The sequence below is a fragment of the Amycolatopsis jejuensis genome (genome assembly GCF_000717335.1).
GTDB lineage: Bacteria > Actinomycetota > Actinomycetes > Mycobacteriales > Pseudonocardiaceae > Amycolatopsis > Amycolatopsis jejuensis.
Genome location: NZ_JNYZ01000055.1, coordinates 1 through 19318 on the forward strand (window position 1 = coordinate 1; position 19318 = coordinate 19318).

Here is a 19318-nt window from a genome sequence, read left to right on the forward strand (position 1 = left end):
GTCCCAGGCGTCCCAGGCGTCCCAGGCGTCCCAGGCGTCCCAGGCGTCCCAGGCGTCCCAGGCGTCCCAGGCGTCCCAGGCGTCCCAGGTCAGCGGTGGGAGCTTTGCCGTTCGATCAGCTGGGCGTCCAGGGTTGTCGTCACTGCTGGGCGGGTGCTGTCGGCGATGCGGGCCAGCAGGAGCTGCGCCGCGACGCGGCCGATTTCGTACGCCGGCTGGGCCACTACCGTCAGGGGTGGGTCGACCAGTGTGGTCCACGGGGCGTCGTCGAAGGAGACCAGGCCGATGTCTCGTCCGGCGCGCAGGCCTCGGCTCGCCAGGGCCTCCAGCACACCGATCGCCATCGTGCTGTTCGCGATCAGCAGGGCGTCCGGTGGGGTCGGCTGGTCCAGCAGCTCCGCAGCGGCGCGGCGGGCGCCTTCGGCTCGGTATTCGGCTCGGCGGTACTCCGCGTTTTCGTCGCCGACCGCGTCGAGGTAGCCCGCCAGGCGGTCGTCGGCGGTGCGGACTCCGGCCGGTCCGGTCAGGCACGCCACCTGCCGATAGCCGCTCGCCACCAGGTGGCGGGCCGCTTGCCGGGCGGCGCGGCGGGTGTCGACGAGGACCTGGTCACCGTCCGTGCCCGGCAGGGGGCGGTCGACGGCCACTACCGGGGTACCGAGGCGGCGCAGGCGGGTGACGTTCGTGGTCGGGCCGGTGGGGGACAGCAGCACACCCGCGACCCGTTCCTGCAGCGCGACGTCGAGGTACCGGCGTTCCTTGTCCTCGTTCTCGTCCGAATTGCACAGCACCACCGAGTACCCCGACACCTGCGCCAGGTCCTCGACCCCGCGTGCGATCGACGTGAAGAACGGATTTTCGACGTCGGAGATGATCAGTGCGAGGACGGCCGTCTCCTGGCGACGAAGGTTCCGCGCCAGTCCGTTCGGGTGGTAGCCCAGCTCCTCGGCCGCCGCGAGCACGCGCGCGGCGAGCTCGGGATCCACTGTGGACTTCCCGTTCAGTGTCCTGGACACGGTCGCCGTGGAGACGCCTGCCCGGGCGGCGACGTCGCTGATCGTGGCCACCACGCCTCCTCGTCCTGGCTTGCTTGACACCCCGGTGACCGAAGAATACCGTCCCGGTAATCGTTTACCGTCCGCTTACCGGAGGTGCTGCGGTGCTGGTCGGCATCGACATCGGCACGTCCGGCTCGAAGGGCGTCCTCGTGGGTGCGGACGGCACTGTACTGGCGCGCGTCACCCGTCCTCACAGCACCTCCCGTCCGCGTCCGGGCTGGTTCGAACACGACGCCGAAACCGTCTGGTGGGCGGGGTTCACCGCGTGCGTGCGCGAGCTGCTGGACGCCGCCGGTGGGCGCACCCTGTCCGGGCTGGCAGTGAGCGGCATCGGTCCCGTGCTGCTGCCCGCGGACGACTGCGGCCGTCCGTTGCGCCCCGCGATCCTGTACGGCGTCGACACCCGCGCGAGTGCCGAGATCGCCGAACTCACCGCCGAACTCGGTGAAGAGTCCATTGTGGAGCGTTGTGGCAGCGCGCTGTCGAGCCAGGCGGCCGGCCCGAAATGGCGGTGGCTGTACCGGCACGAGCCCGGCGTCGCCGGACGGACGCGGCAGTTCCTGATGGCGAGTTCGTACCTCGTGCAGCGGCTCACCGGCGAGTACGTGCTCGACCACCATTCGGCCAGCCAGTGCGACCCGATGTACGACCTGCGCGCCGGCGCGTGGGCCGCGGACTGGGCGGCGCTCGTCGCACCGGGGGTCGGCCTTCCGCGGCTGGCCTGGCCGACCGAGGTGGCAGGCACGGTCACCGCCGCGGCCGCCGCCGAGACCGGGCTCCCCGCCGGGTTACCGGTGACCTGCGGGACCATCGACGCGTGGGCTGAGGCGACCAGCGCCGGGGTACGCGAACCCGGTGACACGATGGTCATGTACGGCACCACGATGTTCCTCGTCCAGGCGGTCGCCGAGGCGCGCGCGGTGCCGGGGCTGTGGGCGACGCGCGGGGTGTTCCCGGGCAGCTACTCGCTCGCCGCGGGGATGGCGACCTCCGGCGCGATCACCGATTGGCTGCGTGAACTCTTCGACGGCGACTTCGCAGAACTCGTTGCCGCGGCGGGAAAAGTGCCGGCGGGCAGTCGCGGATTGCTGATGCTGCCGTACTTCGCCGGTGAACGGACACCGGTGCCGGACCCGTCGGCGCGCGGCGTGATCGCCGGGCTGACCACCGCGCACGGCCGGGCTGAGCTGTACCGCTCCGCGCTGGAGGGAACGGCCTACGGCGTGCGGCACAACCTCGAGGCCATGGGCGCACCGGCCCGCCGCCTGGTCGCGGTGGGCGGCGGGACCCAGGGCCGGGTGTGGACCGGCATCGTCAGCGATGTGACCCGTACCCCGCAGCACGTCCCGACCGAAACGATCGGCGCGTGTTTCGGGGACGCCTTCCTGGCGGCCGTCGCGGTCGGTCTGGAGCCGGACATCGAGGCGTGGAACCCGGTCGCCGAGGTGATCCGGCCGGACGCAGCCCGCGCCGATCGGTACGACGAGTTCTACGCGCACTACCGGGCCCTCTACCCGGCGACCCTCGACACGGCGCATTTCCTTGCCCGGCACCAGGAACTGGGTGCTTACCAGGTGAAGTAGGCGCTGGGGGTGAGGCCGGTGAGCGCCTTGCAGTCGCGGGTGAGATGGGGTTGGTCGGCGTACCCCGCGGCGACGGCCAGCTCCGCGAGACTCGGCGCGGCGCGGGCCAGTGCGATGGCTCGCTGGAGCCGCAGGACCCGCCGGTAGGTGGCTGGCCCGTACCCGACCGCGAGCGTGAACCGGCGCCGGGACTGCCGCTCACTGCGACTCCGGGTGCTTGGACGCCATTCCGGCTGGGTGGCGCCGAGATGCCACGCGGACGGCTGCCCGCGTGGATCAGCGCCGTACCGGCCCCAGGCGACGCTGGGATGTCGTGCTGAGGACTGCTCGTGCCGACTCCCGATGTCCGGACCCCGCCCGGCGTTCCCGCGTTCTCGTGCCGAGGGCACGGCGTCCGGACCCCAGGTGGTGCTCCCGGGATGTCGCGCGGACAGCTGCCCGCGCCGACCCCCGGCGTCCGGAGCCGACGCCGCGCGGCCGGGCTGCTCGCACCGATCCACGGCTTCCAGGTCCTGCGTGAACGCTGCAAAATCCCCCGGCACCCCCGGCGCCCCCGGCACTACGGTGAGCTCCGCCAGCATCCGTGCCACCACCGGATCCACCGTTGCCGGGCGTTGCGCTGCCACCACTTCAGCCAGGTCGCGGCCGCTCAGGATTTCGTCGGTGAGCGTTGCGCCGTGGTGGTTCCACAGGTGCGCGAGCGGGACCCGGCTGTCGCGCAGTTCGTCGGCGCCCACGCCCAGCACCGCGGCGGCCGCGCCCGGCCGGAAGCGCAGGCCGCGCAGGTGGGTGCCGGGCGGGAAGACCGACGTCCACGCCGTCGTGTCCGGGCCTGCCACGAAGACCTCGCCGCCGCCTGCGACGAGGTCCACGCAGCCGTCGGGCACGATGTGTTTCGGCCCGTGCTCCACCGACTCCCAGCGGCAGCGCACGACCCGGCGCAGCGCGGCAGGCGGCGGTGTTTCGCAGTACACCCCGCAATCATGCCCGCCGGGTACGACAGAATGCGCGGCATGACCCCGATCGACGCTCTGGCCTGGGTCCACGTCCGGGACCGGCGGCTGCTGTCGGTGCGGACCACCGGCAAGACGAAGTTCTACCTCCCCGGCGGCAAACGCGAACCCGGCGAGGGCGACGTCGAAGGGCTGTGCCGCGAGATCCGCGAGGAGCTCGGCGTGGCCCTCGACCCGCTCAGCTTCCGCTTCTTCGCCCTCCTCGACGAGCAGGCGGACGGGTTCGCCGACGGCCGCCGCGTGCGGATGACCTGCTACACCGCCGACCACACGGGCGACCCGGCACCCTCGGCGGAGATCGCCGAGGCGGCGTGGCTGCGGGCCGGTGACGCCGCGTCGTGCCCGCCCGCCGGACAGCGCGTGCTGCGGATGCTGTCCGACGCCGGACTGGTCGACTGATCACGCTCCGTGCGCGGGGTGGCACGACAGTGTTATGGAGCATCATCCGTGGTGACCGAGTTACGGGCCGGGACCTGATACACCCATCAGGGTGAAAACAGTTCGGATTTTCCGGATCGGCTAACGCCGTGTGACGGTCTGGCGAGAAACCAGACGTCGTACTCGGTGGAAGTGCGCTCGAGGAAGAGAAGACCTCTCCATGGGTGTTCCTGGCTCGATCCGGCCCGCTGCGGCCCGGGGGGAACCGAGCAGGCTGCGGCCGCTCGGCAGCGTGGTGGTCGTGGTGGGCGTGATCGCCGTCGCGGTCACGGTGGCCTGGTACGTCATGCCCAAAGCCGCGCCGGGACGGCCCGCGCCGGCCCCCGCCGCAGCCCCCGCGGTGACCGCCGAACCGGCGATCGTCCAGGAGATCACCCGCACGGTCGTCTACGAGCTCACCGGCACCGACGGCGCCCGCAACCTCACCTACGTCGCCGCGGGCGGGGACCTCGAGCAGCGGGCCGAGGTGCCGACGCCCTGGTCGGTCACCGTTCAGCGGACCACCCACGTCGGCGACCACGTGTTCACCAGCCTCGTCGCGCAGAACGCAGGCGAGGGGGCGCTGGGGTGCCGCATCCGGGTCGACGGGCAGGTGGTCGCCGAGCGGTCGGTCGCCGGGGAGGGACGACAGCTCAGCTGTAGCGCCTAGCTGCGTCCGGCCAACACTCGGCCTGGGGCCCAGTGTTGGGGATGAGCTCGGCGTCGAGTGCAGGGCGCGTGGCGTTGCCGAGCCAAGCCCGGCCAACCGTGCCGCGCGCGAAGGCCGGCCCGTTCAACCAAACCCAGCCCCACCCATCCCGCACCCCAGCCCCCGGTCCGCCACTGCGGCAGGATCACGGGCGTGAACGGTGCGATCGGATTCGGGCCCGCCCTCATCGCCGTGCTCGTCGTGCTCACCCTCGCCGCCGCGGCGGTCGTTCGCTGGGGTGGGCTCGGTCAGGGGCGGGCGGTGCTGGTGGCGGCGGTCCGCGCGGTCGGGCAGCTGGCGCTGGTCTCGCTCGTCATCACGTTCATCCTGCGGTCCGGCTGGCTGACCGGGCTCTTCGTGCTCCTCATGTTCGCCATTGCCGCCGTGACGTCCGCTGCCCGCATCCGGGTGCCGCGCCGGGTCGGCTGGGTTGCGCTGGCGCTGGCGTCCGGCGTCGTCCCGGTGCTGGGGGTCGTGCTGGGTTCCGGGGTCGTGCCGGCGAAGCCGATTGCCGTCGTGCCCGTTGCGGGGATCGTGATCGGCGGTTCGATGACCGCGACCTCGCAGGCCGCTCGCCGGGCGCTCGACGAGCTTGCCCAGCGCCACGGCGAGTACGAAGCCGCGCTGGCGCTGGGTTTCCTTCCCCGGCACGCCGCGCTGGAGATCTGCCGTCCGTCCGCCGGGCACGCCTTGATCCCGGCTCTCGACCAGACCCGCACGGTCGGGCTCGTCACGCTGCCCGGCGCGTACGTCGGGGTGCTGCTCGGCGGCGCGAGCCCGCTGCAGGCCGGGACCACGCAGGTCCTCGTGCTGATCGGGCTGCTCGCGGCGGAGTCGGTCGCGGTGCTGGTGACCGTGCAGCTCGTCGCGGCCGGGCTGATCCCTCAGCCCAGCCGCGCCGCCAGGTGAGCCGTGTCGTTGAACCGCCGGACGACCCAGGCATCGCCGTGCACCACCACATGCGAAACCGACCCGTTGTCCGCGCCGAGGAACGCGAACCGCTCCAGCGCGCGGCTGGCCTGGGCGAGCACCTCGCCGATCACGCCGCCGTGCGTGAACACCGCCACGCGCTGGTCCGGATGCGCCGCTGCGATCCGCGTGATCCCGGCCCGGACGCGGCGGCCGAACGCCTCGTCGGACTCCGCGCCGGGAAGGACGTCCCACCGCTGCTCGCGCCACAGCTGCCGGGCCAGCGGATGCCCCTCGGCGGTGTTCTTGCGGAAGAGCCCGTTTTCCCACTCGCCGAGGAAGATCTCGCGCAGGTCCGGCTCGACCTGCGGGGTGAGGCCGAGCTTCTCCGCGAGCGGTGCGGCCGTCTGGGCGGTGCGGCGCAGCGTGGTGACGTACAGCGCGTCGACCCGTTCACCGGCCAGCCGTTCGCCTACGCGCATCGCGTGGTCACGGCCCTCGGGCGCGAGGTCGGGGTCGGCCTGCCCGTCGACGAGATCGAAAGGGGCGCTGAGCCGTTGTGGCATCGATTCCCCGTGCCGCACCAGGAAAATCTCCGTGGCGCCGGGCGGCGGGCTGAACCGGTGCTGGCGGTACTCGGCTTCCTGCTCGGGGGTGCTCATGTCTCCGACCCTAACGTGCTCAGCCGAGCTGCTTGTCCACGAAGCACCACCGCCACGTCTCGCCCGGCTCGAAGCTGCGCATCACCGGGTGCCGGCTCTCGTGGAAGTGCTGTGACGCATGCCTGCGCGGCGACGAATCGCAGCACGCAACGTTGCCGCACTTCAGGCATTTACGCAGGTGTACCCACGTGGTCCCCTCCTCGATACACGCGGTGCACGCGTCCGGCGAGCTCGGCGAGGGGTCCTGCCATTCGTGGCTGAGGTGCTTGCACGAACCGGCTGTGGCAGCGGGCGTGCTGAGTTCGCGTTCGGCCACCGGTGGTTCCTCCTCGTCGCGGTCGAGCATGGATTCTTCGATGTCCAGCCGGGCGAGTACCCGGCGCAGTACCGCGTCGTCGGCCGTACCGAGATCGCGGGCCTGGATGAACTGCTCACGTTCGGCGTCCAGCAGCTGGGTGCGCAGCCGCCGGTACGCGTCGCTCGGCGTTTCGGCCAGCGCGCTCTGCCGTCCGAGCTGTTCCCACGCCGCGTCGGAGCGATCCCGCAGCCGGTCGCGGAGCCGCTGGATCACCTCGGGCGGGTCTTCCGGACGGCGCAGCTCCTCCAGCCTGCCGAGCGCGACGCGCGTCATGTCGTGCAGCACGGCGGCCTCCTGCAGGGCATCCTCCGCCGGGTCCGGCCGGGGCAACCGCAGCCGCCGGATCAACGCGGGCAACGTCATCCCCTGCACCACCAGCGTTCCGGCCACCACGACGAATGCGGCCAGCACGAGCACCGCCCGCTGCGGGGTGTCCGCGGGCAGCACGAACGCCGCGGCGAGCGTGACCACCCCGCGCATCCCGGCCCACGCGATCACCGCGGAGTACCGCCACGGCCAGGCCTTCCGGCGGTCGACCCCCGAGCTGTGCAGGAGCCGTTTCACCACCCCGATCCCGGACATCCACAGCACCCGCGCGACGATCGTCGCGCCGAGCACGGCCGCGCAGATCCCGATCAGCTCGCCCAGCGACAGCCCGCTCTTGCCGACCTCGTCGAGAATCCGCCGCAGCTGCAGGCCGATCAGCAGGAAGACCATGTTCTCCAGCAGGAACTGGACGGTCTGCCAGTTCAGCCTGGTCGCCAGCCGCGACGGCCCGGACTGGATCCGCGGCGCCTGATGCCCCTGGATGAGCCCGGTGACCACCACCGCGAGCACGCCCGACCCGTGCGCGGCCTCGGCGAGCAGGTACGCCGCGAAGGGCACCGCGAACGACAACGCGGTGTCGGTGATGGGCTCGTCCAGCTTCGCGCGCAGGTACATCACGATCAGGCCGACCAGGAAGCCCACCACGATCCCGCCGACCGCAGCGAGCAGGAAGTCGAGCCCGGCCTGCCACAGGCTGACCGCACCCGCGATGGCCGCGATCGCCGTCCGCAGCGCGACGAGCGCCGCAGCGTCGTTGAACAGGCTTTCGCCCTCCAGCAGCCGGACGAGCTTGCGCGGCATCCCGACCCGGCGCGCGACCACGCTCGCGGCCACGGCGTCCGGCGGCGCGACGACCGCACCCAGCGCGATCCCGGCGGCGAGTGGCAGCCCCGGCACCACGACCCACGCGACGAGCCCGACCGCGAACGCGGTGAACACCACGAGCCCGACCGACAGCAGCGCGATCGGCCCGCGCAGCTTGCGGAATGCGACGAGCGACGTCTGGATCGACGCCGAGTACAGCAGCGGGGGCAGCAACCCGATCAGTACGACCTCGGGGTCGAGCTCGTACTCCGGTACCCCCGGCAGGAACGACGCGGCCACCCCGACCGCCACCAGGCACAACGGTGCCGACCAATCCATCCGGCGCGCGAGGACGGTGACCACGAGGACCGTCAGGACGAGCGCCACCAATTCCGCCGCGATGTGCACCGGCCCATCATCACCCCGCGGCGCCGCGGGGCGCGCGGGGACCGGTGTTTAGGCTGCCGCAGGTGACAGCGGTGGAAACCCGGGCCGGCACGGCGTGGTCGTGGTGACTATCGGGTACCGGCTCGGGCTGCTCCGGCTGCCCGGGATTTCGGACGGCAATCTCTCGCTGTACGACCAGGTTCTCGCGCTGGAATGGGTGCGGGACAACGTGGCCACGTTCGGTGGTGACCCACGGCGTGTCACGCACGCACGGTCTGCGTCCCGGTGTTCCAGCCCGCAACCCGTACCGACGGAGCCGAACCGTGCAGGTCAGCCGTGCGGTACGTGGCGGTGAGCGTGACGGATTCACCCGGCCAGAGGCTGACCTGGTTGTCCGACCACGTCACCGGCAGCACCGGCGTGCCCGACGTCCCGACCACGTGCGTGTCCACCATGAACGCCGGTACCTTGCCCCGTGAGGTGTTGGTGAGCTTCACCGTGGTGACGGTGGTGCCGTCCGGCCGCGCGACCGAGTCCGCCGTGCTGCTCACCTTGACCTGGGCCAGGTCCGCGAGCCCGGACAGGTCGGCGTACGAGGTGGTCGGCGTGTAGTACCAGTCGCTGTTCTTCCAGTCGAGTTTGTCCTCCTTGGTGGACAGCCAGTACACGTTCCGGCTGACCTCCTTGCCCGCCTGGTCGGTGAGCACCAGCTTGGCCAGGTACGTCGGTGACAACCCGCTGACCGGCCCGATGCCGAGCGCCTTCGTGTGCGCTCCGGCGCCGCTCACCGACAGGTCCCGCTTGGTCTGCGAGAACTTCTTCGTACCGTCCACATTGAACAGCTCGACGCTCGCGGTGAGCCCGGATGCCTTCTTCGCGGTGGAGTTGACCACCTCGACCGACTTCGTGTCGTACGAGTACTGGATGTGCAGCGGCTCGTTCGCCTTCTTGGCGCCGTAGTACGCGCCGTTCTGGTCGAGGTAGGCGTCGAAGAGCTGCCAGTGCAGGGACGTCCAGCCGCTGTTGAGCATCCAGTAGATCAGCCCGGTCGACGGGTTTTTCGCGTCGGTGAAGTTCCGCGCGTGCGATTCGAACTCCGCCCGGACGTTCTCGTACTGCGCCAGCTGCGCCTTGCGCACGAAGTCGTCCAGCCCGCTCGGCTTGCCGTACCGGCCGGTCAGCGCGTCGCCGAAGAGCTTGAGATTCGCGAAGGTGTCCGACTCCGACCGGTGGTACTGCGGCGCGGCCGGGTTCTTCCACAGCGTCTCCAGCTCGGCCGGGGACATCATCCGCTTGAGCGTGTCCATCGTCGGAATGCTCGGGCCCGCGCTGGTTTCGGAGTTGAAGCTCCATGCGCCGCCCGCGCCGTCGTGCGCCTTGTCGTACCAGTAACCCGGCGGGACCCAGTCGTACGGGCCGTTCATCTTCATCCCGGACGGTCCCAGCTTCGGCGAAGCCTTGGCCGACGCCGCGGAGATCACCGCCGCGGGCCAGTCGGCGGCGGCCAGCGCGTCGAGGTAGCCCTTCTCGATCCGCGCGTCGGGCGCGAAGTCACTGCCGATGTGGAAGGACAGCACGCTCGGGTGATCACGCAGCCGCTCGGCTTCGGCGGTCATCGAGGCCTTGGCGATCGGGTAGTCGGCTTCCGTCCACGGCTCACCCTTCTCCTTGTCGTTGACCTGGCCTTCCCACTTGTCGCAGCATTCCCAGCCGGGCATGGTCAGCACGCCCATCTCGTCGGCGAGGTCGAAGAACTCGTCGGGCTCGATGTGCCCTTCCAGCCGCACGGTGTTGAGGCCGAGGTTCTTGACGTAGGCGAGCTTGTCGGCCGCGCGTCCGGCGTCCCAGCGCAGCAGGAGGTCGGGGGACCAGCCGCCGCCCTTGATCATCAGCGGCTTGCCGTTGACGACGTACTGCCTGCCGCCGCTGGAGTTCAGCGGCGCCTTGACGTCGCGGATCCCGAAGCGGGAGTCGCTGGCGTCGGACGCCTTGCCGTCGACGCTCGCGGTCAGGTCCAGGTCGTGCAACGGCTGTCCGCCCATCCCGGCGGGCCACCAGACCTGCGGCCGGTCGACGCCGATCACCGGGAACGTCACCGTCTTCTTCTCGTGCGCGGCGAGCGAAACCTCCTGGCGCACCGGCCTGCCCGCGACCGTGCCGGACACGGTGGCGCGCACGGCTTCGCCGGAATCGTTGCGTACGTCGGCTTTCGCGGTGAGGTCGGCGTGCTCGAGGGACGGCAGCTTGGTCACGACGTGCGCGCCACGCAGCGCGACCGGCCCGCTGTGCCGGACGACGACGTCGCGGACGAGCCCCATGTTCTGGTCCGGCGGAGTCTGTGCCCAGTCGATCCAGCCCATCGACAGATCGTTGTTGGGATCGTTGGGATAGACCTTGAACGCGACGCTGTTGACGCCCTCGTGCACCTGCGCGGTGACGTCGAGGTCGTGGCGGGGGTAAGCGCCGTTGACCTCGTCCTTCGTGGCGATGCGGGTGCCGTTGACCCACACGTCGGCCTTGGACAGCACGCCGCTGAAGTCGAGGTATGTGCGGCGCGACGGGTCGGTCACCTTGACGTCGGCGCGGTACCACCACGGGACCTTGAAATCCGCGGTGGGCACGTTTTTCATGTTCGTGGAGTAGAACGGGTCGGCGTAGCGGCCGTTGGCGAGCAGCCCGGCGTACACGGTGGAGCGCGAGCCGACCGGGTACCAGCCCTTCGCGTCGAAGCCGGGCTTGGACACTGCGGCGTCGTCGGGCACCTTGGCCGAGGACTGGATGAGGTAGCCGGGGATCGGCTGCTGGTCCGGCTGGGTCTGCCGGCTTTGCGCGGCTGCCGCCACGCCGGGTACCAGCGCGACGGCAAGGGCTACGACGGCGAGCAGCCGTCCGGGGATTTTCGGCCGGCGTGGGGTCACGAGCGGTCCTCCTCGGGCTCCGGGCGGCGGCGGATCGATTGTTAGTAAAGTTGTTTTACTAAGTCGGTGATCGTAGCCGCCCGGAGCGCCGGGGAACAGCCCTCTTTCGGATCTAGAGTGCGTCGACGTAGTACCAGCGCCCGCCCTCGCGGACGAACCGGCTGTTCTCGTGCTGCACGCCGTCGCGGTGGTGCGCGCGGAATTCGACGGTGCCCTCGTTCTCCAGCAACGAGCCACCGGTGGACCCGGCGATCTCCAGCCGGGTCCACTTCCGGGCGGGGTCGAGTTCGAGGCGCGTCGGGCGGGTGCTCGGATGCCAGGTGGCCAGCAGGTAGTCCGGCTCGCCGACGACGAAGGCGGAGTAGCGGGACCGCATCAGCCGCTCAGCCGTGGGGGCGTGCTGGCCGCCGCGATGGAAGCGGCCGCAGCAGGCGGGGTAGGGCTCGGGCAGGCCGCACGGACAGGGGTTCGCCATGGTCAGCCGCGGGCCCGGCGGATCCCGGCCTGCGCGGCTTCTTGGGCACCCTTGACCGCGAGCTTGTCCGCGCGTTCGTTCTCCGGCAGCCCGGCGTGGCCCTTGACCCACAGCCATTCGACCTCGTGCCGCTCGCCGGCTTTGTCGAGGCGCTGCCAGAGATCGGCGTTCTTGACCGGCTGCTTCGCCTGGGTCTGCCAGCCGTTCTGCTTCCAGCGCGGCATCCACTGGGTGACGCCGTTGCGGACGTACGTGCTGTCGGTGTAGATCCGCACGACGGACGCGCGGGTGAGGCTTTCCAGCGCTTGGATCGGCGCCATCAGCTCCATGCGGTTGTTGGTGGTGACGGTGTCCGCGCCGCCGTACATTTCGCGCTCGTGCTTGCCGTAGCGCAGCAGCGCGCCCCATCCGCCCGGTCCGGGATTGCCGCTGCATGCGCCGTCGGTGTAGATCTCCACGGCCGGTTCCGTCTGCTCCGCCACCCGGGCGACCCTACCGTTCCGCATCATGGGAGCCGGGAATGCCACCCCGGCGTCCGTGTTGTGCTGGGCAGACGAGCGGAAGGGGCCCGGACATGACGGTGGAATTCGCGCAGGCGTGGCACGACTGGAAGGCGGATCGCGAGAAGACGCTGGCCGATCCGTACGGCTGGCTGGCGCTGGTGTCGCTCGACTGGCTCGAGGACTCGCCGCGCACCTACCCCGGCCTGCCTGGCCGCTGGTGGCAGGACGCTTCGGCCGCGTACGTGGACCCGTCGGGCGGCGACCTGCAGTACGAGGGCGCGCCGATCACCGGGGTGCAGCGGTTCGAACTGGTCAACAGCGGAGCCGTCACCCGCGTGACGGCAGGCGAGGTGGAGATCGAGATCGCCCGCCGGTCGGGGTACCTGATCCGCGTGCACGACCCGAAAGCCCCGGTACTGCACGGCTTCCACGGCGTACCGGCGTATGAGCCCGACGAGGCCTGGGTGCTGAAGGGCCGCTTCGAGCCGTTCGCCGAGCCCCAGCCGACGACGGTGGGTGCGGTGGTCGAAGGTCTCTCCCATGTCTACACCGCCCCCGGCGTGGTCCGCTTCACCCACAACGGTGTCGAACACAAGTTGACGGCTTTCAATGGCCGTGAGGAAGGGTTCAACATCCTCTTCACGGACGAGACGAGCGGGGTCACGACGTATCCGGCGAACCGGTCTCTGCCGGTCCCACCGGCGGCCCCGGACGGGACGGTGACGCTGGACTTCAACCGGGCCGCCAACCTGCCGTGCGCGTTCACGGATTTCGCGACGTGCCCGTTGCCACCGGCCGGGAATCACCTGCCGTTCGCGGTGGAGGCGGGGGAGAAGCTGCCTTACGAACGACAGGACTGAGCAGCTCGGATGGCGTGCGGTCCGGGGTCCGCGATCTGCCGGGCTCCGGTACCGCGTTTTGTCGGTTAGCGGCCGGAACCGGCTTGATGCAGGCGTTCCAGGAGGACGTGAGCCCGGGCCGCCACGATCGACAGGCGGCCCGGGCTCGCGGTCAGCTCACCAGCCCCGCGAACGCCAATCCGCCACCTTGTGCCGTTCCGCTCCCAGCGTCGAGTCGTCCCCGTGTCCCGGATAGAACCACGTGTCATCCGGCAGCTCGCCGAAGATGCGCGTCTCGACGTCACCCAGCAGGGACGTGAAATCCTCCGGCGACCCCGTCTTCCCGACCCCGCCGGGGAACAGCGAGTCGCCCGTGAAGAGGTGGGCGTGGCCTGCCGGGTCGCGGTACAGCAGAGCCACCGAGCCCGGCGTGTGGCCGCGCAGGTGGATCACCTCGAGCGCGATCTTCCCGAAGCGCAGCGTGTCGCCGTGCTCGACCAGGAAGTCCGGGGGTACCGGCAGTGGCTCCGCGTCGAGCGGGTGCGCCGCGGTGTTCGCGCCGTTCGCGCCCGCCACCGCGCCCAGTGCCTGCCAGTGGTCGGCGTGCTGGTGCGTCGTGACGATCGTGCGCAGCGCGGGCCGGTCGGGGCCGTGGCCGACCAGGTCGGAGATCCGCTCCGGGTCGTTGGCCGCGTCGATCAGCAGGGCCTCGTTCTCGGCGCGGCACACCAGCAGGTACGCATTGTTGTCCATCGGGCCAACGGAGAGCTTCGTGATCGTGAGCCCGTCCAGCGTCCGGCGGGCGGCGTCGCCGCCCGGTTCGACGTGCCCGGTGTAAGTGTCGGCGATGTTCACGAGACCACACGGTAGCCGGGCCGCCGCCCCGGCTTCCACCCGCGCGCTCCGGGTCGGGGCGCCCGGGCCGCACCTGTATCGTGGAACGGGACCCGCCCGCGTCTCCACTACGCCGGGCGGCCACCCCGGAATCCGGAAAATGCCCAGGTCGACGGCCTGCGACCCAGTTTTTGTCGGTGGTCGCGCCTAGCCTGGCCGCAGCCTCCGGCACCGGACCACCCGGGCGGGGGCCCCAGAGCAGAGAATGAACTGAAGGGACGTGGGCGTGGCTGATCGCCTCGTTGTTCGCGGAGCCCGCGAGCACAACCTCCGCGGCGTGGATCTCGACCTGCCCCGCGACAGCATGATCGTGTTCACCGGCCTGTCCGGTTCCGGCAAGTCGAGCCTCGCCTTCGACACGATCTTCGCCGAGGGGCAGCGGCGGTACGTGGAGTCGCTGTCGGCGTACGCGCGGCAGTTCCTCGGGCAGATGGACAAGCCGGACGTCGACTTCATCGAGGGTCTCTCGCCCGCGGTGTCGATCGACCAGAAGTCCACTTCGCGCAACCCGCGCTCCACCGTCGGCACCATCACCGAGGTCTACGACTACCTGCGGCTGCTCTACGCCCGCGCGGGCAAGGCGCACTGCCCCACGTGCGGCGAGGCGATCAGCAAGCAGACGCCACAGCAGATCGTCGACCAGGTGCTGGAGATGACCGACGGCACGCGGTTCCAGGTGCTCGCGCCGGTCGTGCGCGGGCGCAAGGGCGAGTACCTCGACCTGTTCCAGAACCTGCAGCAGCAGGGGTACGCGCGCGTGGTCGTCGACGGCACGGTGCATCCGCTCACCGATCCGCCGAAGCTGAAGAAACAGGAGAAACACCAGATCGGCGTGGTCATCGACCGGCTCACGGTCAAGACCAGCGCGCGGCAGCGGCTCACCGATTCGGTGGAGACGGCGCTGCGGCTGGCCGACGGCCTGATCGAGCTGGAGTTCGTCGACCTGCCCGACAATGATCCGCACCGCATCCGCGGGTTCTCCGAGAACCTGGCCTGTCCCAACGGTCATCCGCTCGCGATCGAGGACCTCGAGCCGCGGTCGTTCTCGTTCAACTCGCCCTACGGCGCCTGCCCCGAGTGCAGCGGTATCGGCATCCGGAAGGAGGTCGACCCGGAGCTGGTGGTGCCCGACGACGAGCTCACGCTGGCCGAGGGCGCCATCGCGCCGTGGGCAGGCGGGCAGAGCGCCGACTACTTCCTGCGGCTGCTGGAATCGCTGTCGGAAGCGGTCGGGTTCCGGATGGACACGCCGTGGCGGCGGCTGCCCGCGCGCGTCCAGAAGGCGGTGCTGCACGGCGTCGACGAGCAGGTGCACGTCCGCTACCGCAACCGTTACGGCAGGCAGCGTTCGTACTACGCGGCGTTCGAGGGGGTCATCCCGTTCCTGGAGCGGCGCCTGGAACAAACCGACTCCGAGTACATGCGCGAGCGGTACGAGGGCTACATGCGCGAGGTGCCGTGCCCGGCCTGTCAGGGCACGCGGCTCAAACCGGAGATCCTCGCGGTCACGCTGGAACACGCCACGCAGGGCGACCGCTCGATCGCCGAGGTCTGTGCGCTGTCCATCGCGGAGGCGTCGCAGTTCCTCGACGAGCTGGTGCTCGGCACCCGCGAAGCGATGATCGCGGGCGCAGTGCTCAAGGAAATCCAGGCGCGGCTGCGCTTCCTGCTCGACGTGGGCCTCACGTACCTGTCGCTCGACCGCGCGTCCGCCACGCTGTCCGGTGGTGAGGCGCAGCGCATCCGGCTCGCCACGCAGATCGGGTCCGGGCTGGTGGGCGTGCTGTACGTGCTGGACGAGCCGTCGATCGGCCTGCACCAGCGCGACAACCACCGGCTCATCGACACGCTCACCCGGCTGCGCGACCTCGGCAACACGCTGATCGTGGTCGAGCACGACGAGGACACCATCCGGTCGAGTGACTGGGTGGTCGACATCGGCCCGGGCGCGGGCGAGCACGGCGGCCACATCGTCCACAGTGGACCGTACAAGAAGATGCTGAAGAACAAGGAGTCGGTCACCGGCGCCTACCTGTCCGGGCGGCGGCAGATCGAGATCCCGCCGATCCGCCGGCCGGTCGACAAGAAGCGGCAGCTCACCGTGGTCGGCGCGCGTGAGCACAACCTGCGCGGCATCGACGTGTCGTTCCCGCTCGGCTGCCTCGTGTCGGTCACCGGGGTGTCCGGATCGGGCAAGTCCACGCTGGTCAACGACATCCTCGCGCAGGTGCTGGCCAACAAGCTCAACGGCGCGCGCCAGGTGCCGGGGCGGCACACCCGGGTCAACGGGCTGGGCAACGTCGACAAGCTGGTGCGCGTCGACCAGTCGCCGATCGGCCGCACGCCGCGGTCCAACCCGGCCACCTACACCGGAGTGTGGGACCACGTCCGCAAGCTGTTCGCGGCCACCACCGAGGCGAAGGTCCGGGGTTACCAGCAGGGCCGGTTCTCGTTCAACGTCAAGGGCGGCCGCTGCGAGGCGTGCGCCGGTGACGGCACGATCAAGATCGAGATGAACTTCCTGCCCGACGTGTACGTCCCGTGCGAGGTGTGCAAGGGCGCCCGGTACAACCGGGAGACGCTCGAGGTGCACTACAAGGGCAAGACGGTGTCCGACGTGCTGGACATGCCGATCGAGGAGGCTGCCGGGTTCTTCGAGCCGATCAAGGCGATCCACCGGCACCTGCAGACCCTCGTCGACGTCGGGCTCGGGTACGTCCGCCTCGGCCAGCCCGCGCCCACGCTGTCCGGCGGCGAGGCCCAGCGGGTGAAGCTGGCGAGCGAACTGCAGAAGCGGTCCACCGGCAAGACCGTTTACATCCTCGACGAGCCCACCACCGGCCTGCACTTCGAGGACATCAGCAAGCTGATCGGCGTCATCAACGGCTTGGTGGACAAGGGCAACACGGTGATCGTGATCGAGCACAACCTCGACGTGATCAAGACGTCCGACTGGATCGTCGACATGGGCCCGGAGGGCGGTTCCGGCGGCGGCATGGTCATCGCCGAAGGAACGCCGGAACAGATCGCGGCCACCGAGGGTAGTTACACCGGCGAGTTCCTGGAACACGTGCTGAACCTCGCTTGACGGCTCCAGCTCCGGGTCAGCCCTTCCCCGTCGAGCGCCGGACGACGGGGAAGAGCGGGCTGTGAAGGGAACCATCACGGAATCTAATTCCCTCATGGTTCCCTTCACGGACTACGCGAGTGCGCGAACCCGGAACGTGGCGCCCTCCTCGCCCGGCAGGAGCGGCAACGCACACTGCGTCACGTTCGGTCCGGTCACCTCGGCCGGAGCGAACTCCGGTGTGTCCTTCCGCCGGGTCTCGAGCAGGAATCCGGCTTCATCGGTCGAGCGGTCGGTCCAGGAGAACTGCACGCTCTGATCGTCAGTCCGCTGTGCCGTGGGGGTGGCGACGAGTCCGGTTGGCGCCGCACCGGGCTCACGCGTCGGCACCGTGCGTGCGGGTGCCGCGGTGCTGCCCGGTGCGCTCGGGCCGCCCGGCGATATCGGCACTGGCGCTGACACCGGCCCGGAGAAGGAGCGGACGCGGCAGAAGAAGTCCGTTTCCGGGATCAGGTCGGGATGCGTGTAGGACGTCTGGCCGGGCGGCAGACACTGCAACGCATTCCACGGCCCTTCGGGAGCGTTCGCGTACTCGAGCAGGTACTCCGCCGCGGCCTGGTCGGCGGGCCACTTGAGCACGATGTCGGTCGGCGAGTTCAAGGTGGCTGGCAACCCCGCAGCCTCCGTGCCCCCACACGCGGAAGCGACCGCTGCCGCAAGTATCACCGGGACCAGCCGACGCAACCTGGGCACGCGAGCCTCCACCACATCCAGGCAGCGGGTTCACGGTGCCGGACAGCCCAGGAACGTCCGGCAAGATCGACAAGCGCCATTCCCGCTGAACGGCATCGTCCGACCCATCCGCGGACAGGATGGCTCCGAACCCCGAGGTGCGCCGAGGTGAACCACCGGACGCTCCGGCGCGTGTGAACAACGTCGGACCACCGTCCGCGATCACGCGCGTGCGGTCGAGCTGGCGCCGACCGAGGGTGCCGCCCGTCCACCGGCCGCGCCCGAGGTGAAGCGGAGGTGACGATGACTGTGGAGGAGCACATCCCGCTCGCCGCCTACGTCTTCGGCGCCCTTTCCTCGGTCGAGACCGCGGAGTTCGAAGCCCACCTGGGCACGTGCCCTCAGTGCCGGACCGATCACCCCGGTCTGGCCGCTCTGCGTGCGTTCCTGGCGGAGGTCCCACCCGAAGCGGCACTGGACGGCCCGCCTGAGAACGGTGAAGTCCTCCTGCGTCGGACTCTGCGTCGAATCCGCGCTGAAGCAACCTCGACGGACGATCCGCGGCTGAGGGGACAATGGCGGACAGAAGGTGAGCCGTCGGCCGCCGTCGCGCCGGGGCGGGACCGTCGGGTGCGGCGTTGGCGCGCGGCGATGGTCGCGGTGGTGGCCGGGGTTGCGTTGGGGGGTGGGGTGGTCGTCGGGAGGATGAGTGTGTCCGGGCCGATCGCGGACGGGCCGTCGGCGAGTGGTCCCGGAGCGTCGTCAGGGCCAGAGACACAGCCGGGGCAGCCACAGCCGGGACAGCCACAGCAGGGGCCAGGGACACAGCCGGGGCAGGGGACACAGCCGGGCATGCGGGTCCTCACCGGAGCCAACCCGGCCACCGGGGCGTGGCTCGCGGCGGATGTCACGCCTGCGGACGGCTGGGTCCGGGTGCACGTGGCCGTCCGGGGGGTCCGAGCCGGAGAGAGGTGCAAGCTGGTGGTCGTCGCGAAGGATGGGGTGCGTTGGGAGGCCGGGAGCTGGCTTGTGTCGGCGAAGTGGGGCGAGCAGGGCTTCGGGCTGGACGGCTCGGCTCTCGTCGCGCCGGCGGACGTCACGTCCGTCGACATCGTCACCCTCGACGGGCGCGACCTCGTCTCGGCGCGGGAGTGAACCGCGATGGCCGAGTACCGGTTCCGCAGCGTGTGGTGGCTGCCCGGCATCCCGGCGCGGCGGGTGTTCGACGCCGTCGTCGACCTCGAGTCCTATCCCTCGTGGTGGCCGGACGTCCGATCGGTCCGCCAGGTCGACGACGACACCGCCGAGGTCGTCTGCCGGTCGCGGCTGCCGTACCGGATCGTCGTCGCGATGCATCGGGAGCAGCAGGACGCGTCGGCCGGACGGGTGCGCGTCCGGCTCAGCGGCGACCTCGACGGCACGCTCACCGGAGCGCTGCACCCGCTCGCGGACGGCACCCGGCTCGAGATCACGCAGCACGTCCGCGCGCGGAAACCGTTGCTGCGCAGGCTCGACGTCGTCGCGCGGCCGTTCTTCCGCGCCAACCACGCGTGGATGATGCGCCGGGGACATGACGGGCTGGCCGCCTACCTCGCCGTGCCCTAGGCAGCGACATCACAGGCTGGCCGCCTGCCTTGCCGTGTCCTGGGCCGCTACATGACGG

General features: G+C 70.6%; 18 protein-coding genes and 1 pseudogene. 10 read left to right on the top strand and 9 right to left on the bottom strand.

Annotation, left to right across the window (positions count from 1 at the left end):
• Positions 1–89: 89 nt before the first annotated feature.
• On the bottom strand, positions 90–1067 hold the full coding sequence (locus OO71_RS44065; protein WP_033296074.1) for a LacI family DNA-binding transcriptional regulator: 978 nt from the start codon (positions 1065–1067) through the stop codon (positions 90–92).
• Positions 1068–1159: 92 nt separating this feature from the next.
• Here OO71_RS44065 and OO71_RS44070 point away from each other — a divergent pair, with 92 nt between their 5' ends.
• On the top strand, positions 1160–2641 hold the full coding sequence (locus OO71_RS44070) for an FGGY-family carbohydrate kinase (protein ID WP_033296075.1): 1482 nt from the start codon (positions 1160–1162) through the stop codon (positions 2639–2641).
• Here the strand turns inward: OO71_RS44070 and OO71_RS53050 are convergent.
• A complete protein-coding gene (locus tag OO71_RS53050; protein WP_051793158.1) occupies positions 2626–3615 on the bottom strand; it encodes a helix-turn-helix domain-containing protein in 990 nt (329 codons plus the stop codon). The genes OO71_RS44070 and OO71_RS53050 overlap by 16 nt on opposite strands.
• Before the next feature lie 39 nt (positions 3616–3654).
• On the opposite strand from OO71_RS53050, the gene OO71_RS44080 reads away from it, so the two are divergent.
• The 3 genes from OO71_RS44080 to OO71_RS44090 all read left to right on the top strand — a co-directional run bounded on the left by OO71_RS44080 (position 3655) and on the right by OO71_RS44090 (position 5689).
• Entirely contained in the window at positions 3655–4053 is a 399-nt protein-coding gene (locus tag OO71_RS44080; protein ID WP_033296076.1) for an NUDIX hydrolase, read from the top strand.
• A 199-nt stretch (positions 4054–4252) separates the two neighbouring features.
• On the top strand, positions 4253–4741 hold the full coding sequence (locus OO71_RS44085; protein WP_033296077.1) for an MmpS family transport accessory protein: 489 nt from the start codon (positions 4253–4255) through the stop codon (positions 4739–4741).
• Between the two features lie 192 nt (positions 4742–4933).
• Positions 4934–5689, top strand: a complete 756-nt coding sequence (locus tag OO71_RS44090) for an ABC transporter permease (RefSeq protein ID WP_033296078.1) — start codon at positions 4934–4936, stop codon at positions 5687–5689.
• Here OO71_RS44090 and OO71_RS44095 read toward each other — a convergent pair.
• Together OO71_RS44095 and OO71_RS44100 are read right to left on the bottom strand one after the other, a co-directional pair.
• Positions 5665–6351 (bottom strand): histidine phosphatase family protein, encoded by a 687-nt coding sequence (locus OO71_RS44095; protein WP_033296079.1) that lies wholly within the window; start codon positions 6349–6351, stop codon positions 5665–5667. The genes OO71_RS44090 and OO71_RS44095 overlap by 25 nt on opposite strands.
• A 19-nt stretch (positions 6352–6370) precedes the next feature.
• Positions 6371–8248 (bottom strand): Na+/H+ antiporter, encoded by a 1878-nt coding sequence (locus tag OO71_RS44100; RefSeq protein ID WP_033296080.1) that lies wholly within the window; start codon positions 8246–8248, stop codon positions 6371–6373.
• 103 nt (positions 8249–8351) lie between these two features.
• Between OO71_RS44100 and OO71_RS50740 the strand changes: the two genes are divergently transcribed.
• On the top strand, positions 8352–8582 hold the full coding sequence (locus OO71_RS50740; RefSeq protein WP_425388752.1) for a carboxylesterase family protein: 231 nt from the start codon (positions 8352–8354) through the stop codon (positions 8580–8582).
• Here OO71_RS50740 and OO71_RS44105 read toward each other — a convergent pair.
• The 3 genes from OO71_RS44105 to rnhA form a co-directional block, all read right to left on the bottom strand.
• Entirely contained in the window at positions 8488–11070 is a 2583-nt protein-coding gene (locus tag OO71_RS44105; protein ID WP_425388753.1) for a glycoside hydrolase family 2 protein, read from the bottom strand. The genes OO71_RS50740 and OO71_RS44105 overlap by 95 nt on opposite strands.
• Positions 11071–11257: 187 nt before the next feature.
• Entirely contained in the window at positions 11258–11620 is a 363-nt protein-coding gene (locus OO71_RS44110) for a YchJ family protein (RefSeq protein ID WP_033296082.1), read from the bottom strand.
• A 2-nt stretch (positions 11621–11622) separates the two neighbouring features.
• A complete protein-coding gene (rnhA, locus tag OO71_RS44115; protein WP_033296100.1) occupies positions 11623–12102 on the bottom strand; it encodes a ribonuclease HI in 480 nt (159 codons plus the stop codon).
• A gap of 92 nt (positions 12103–12194) precedes the next feature.
• Between rnhA and OO71_RS44120 the strand changes: the two genes are divergently transcribed.
• The gene (locus OO71_RS44120) at positions 12195–12983 is read left to right on the top strand and encodes a DUF1684 domain-containing protein (protein ID WP_033296083.1); all 789 of its coding nucleotides are present in this window, start codon (positions 12195–12197) and stop codon (positions 12981–12983) included.
• Positions 12984–13139: 156 nt separating this feature from the next.
• Here the strand turns inward: OO71_RS44120 and OO71_RS44125 are convergent, their stop codons facing one another.
• On the bottom strand, positions 13140–13817 hold the full coding sequence (locus OO71_RS44125) for an MBL fold metallo-hydrolase (RefSeq protein ID WP_033296101.1): 678 nt from the start codon (positions 13815–13817) through the stop codon (positions 13140–13142).
• 265 nt (positions 13818–14082) lie between these two features.
• Here OO71_RS44125 and uvrA point away from each other — a divergent pair, with 265 nt between their 5' ends.
• Positions 14083–16944, top strand: coding sequence for an excinuclease ABC subunit UvrA (uvrA, locus tag OO71_RS44130; RefSeq protein WP_033296102.1), 2862 nt, complete (start codon positions 14083–14085; stop codon positions 16942–16944).
• Positions 16945–17055: 111 nt separating this feature from the next.
• Here uvrA and OO71_RS46845 read toward each other — a convergent pair whose 3' ends face one another.
• Positions 17056–17595, bottom strand: a complete 540-nt coding sequence (locus OO71_RS46845; protein ID WP_156096857.1) for a fibronectin type III domain-containing protein — start codon at positions 17593–17595, stop codon at positions 17056–17058.
• 363 nt (positions 17596–17958) lie between these two features.
• Here OO71_RS46845 and OO71_RS53165 point away from each other — a divergent pair.
• The 3 genes and pseudogenes from OO71_RS53165 to OO71_RS44145 all read left to right on the top strand — a co-directional run.
• Positions 17959–18054 (top strand): annotated as a pseudogene (locus tag OO71_RS53165) (zf-HC2 domain-containing protein); the annotation flags it as partial.
• Positions 18055–18507: 453 nt separating this feature from the next.
• Positions 18508–18810: a hypothetical protein gene (locus OO71_RS53170; protein ID WP_342669991.1), complete on the top strand. Its 303-nt coding sequence runs from the start codon at positions 18508–18510 to the stop codon at positions 18808–18810.
• 6 nt (positions 18811–18816) lie between these two features.
• Complete coding sequence (locus tag OO71_RS44145; protein WP_033296084.1) at positions 18817–19260, top strand: SRPBCC family protein; 444 nt, start codon at positions 18817–18819, stop codon at positions 19258–19260.
• The last annotated feature ends 58 nt before the right edge of the window (positions 19261–19318 follow it).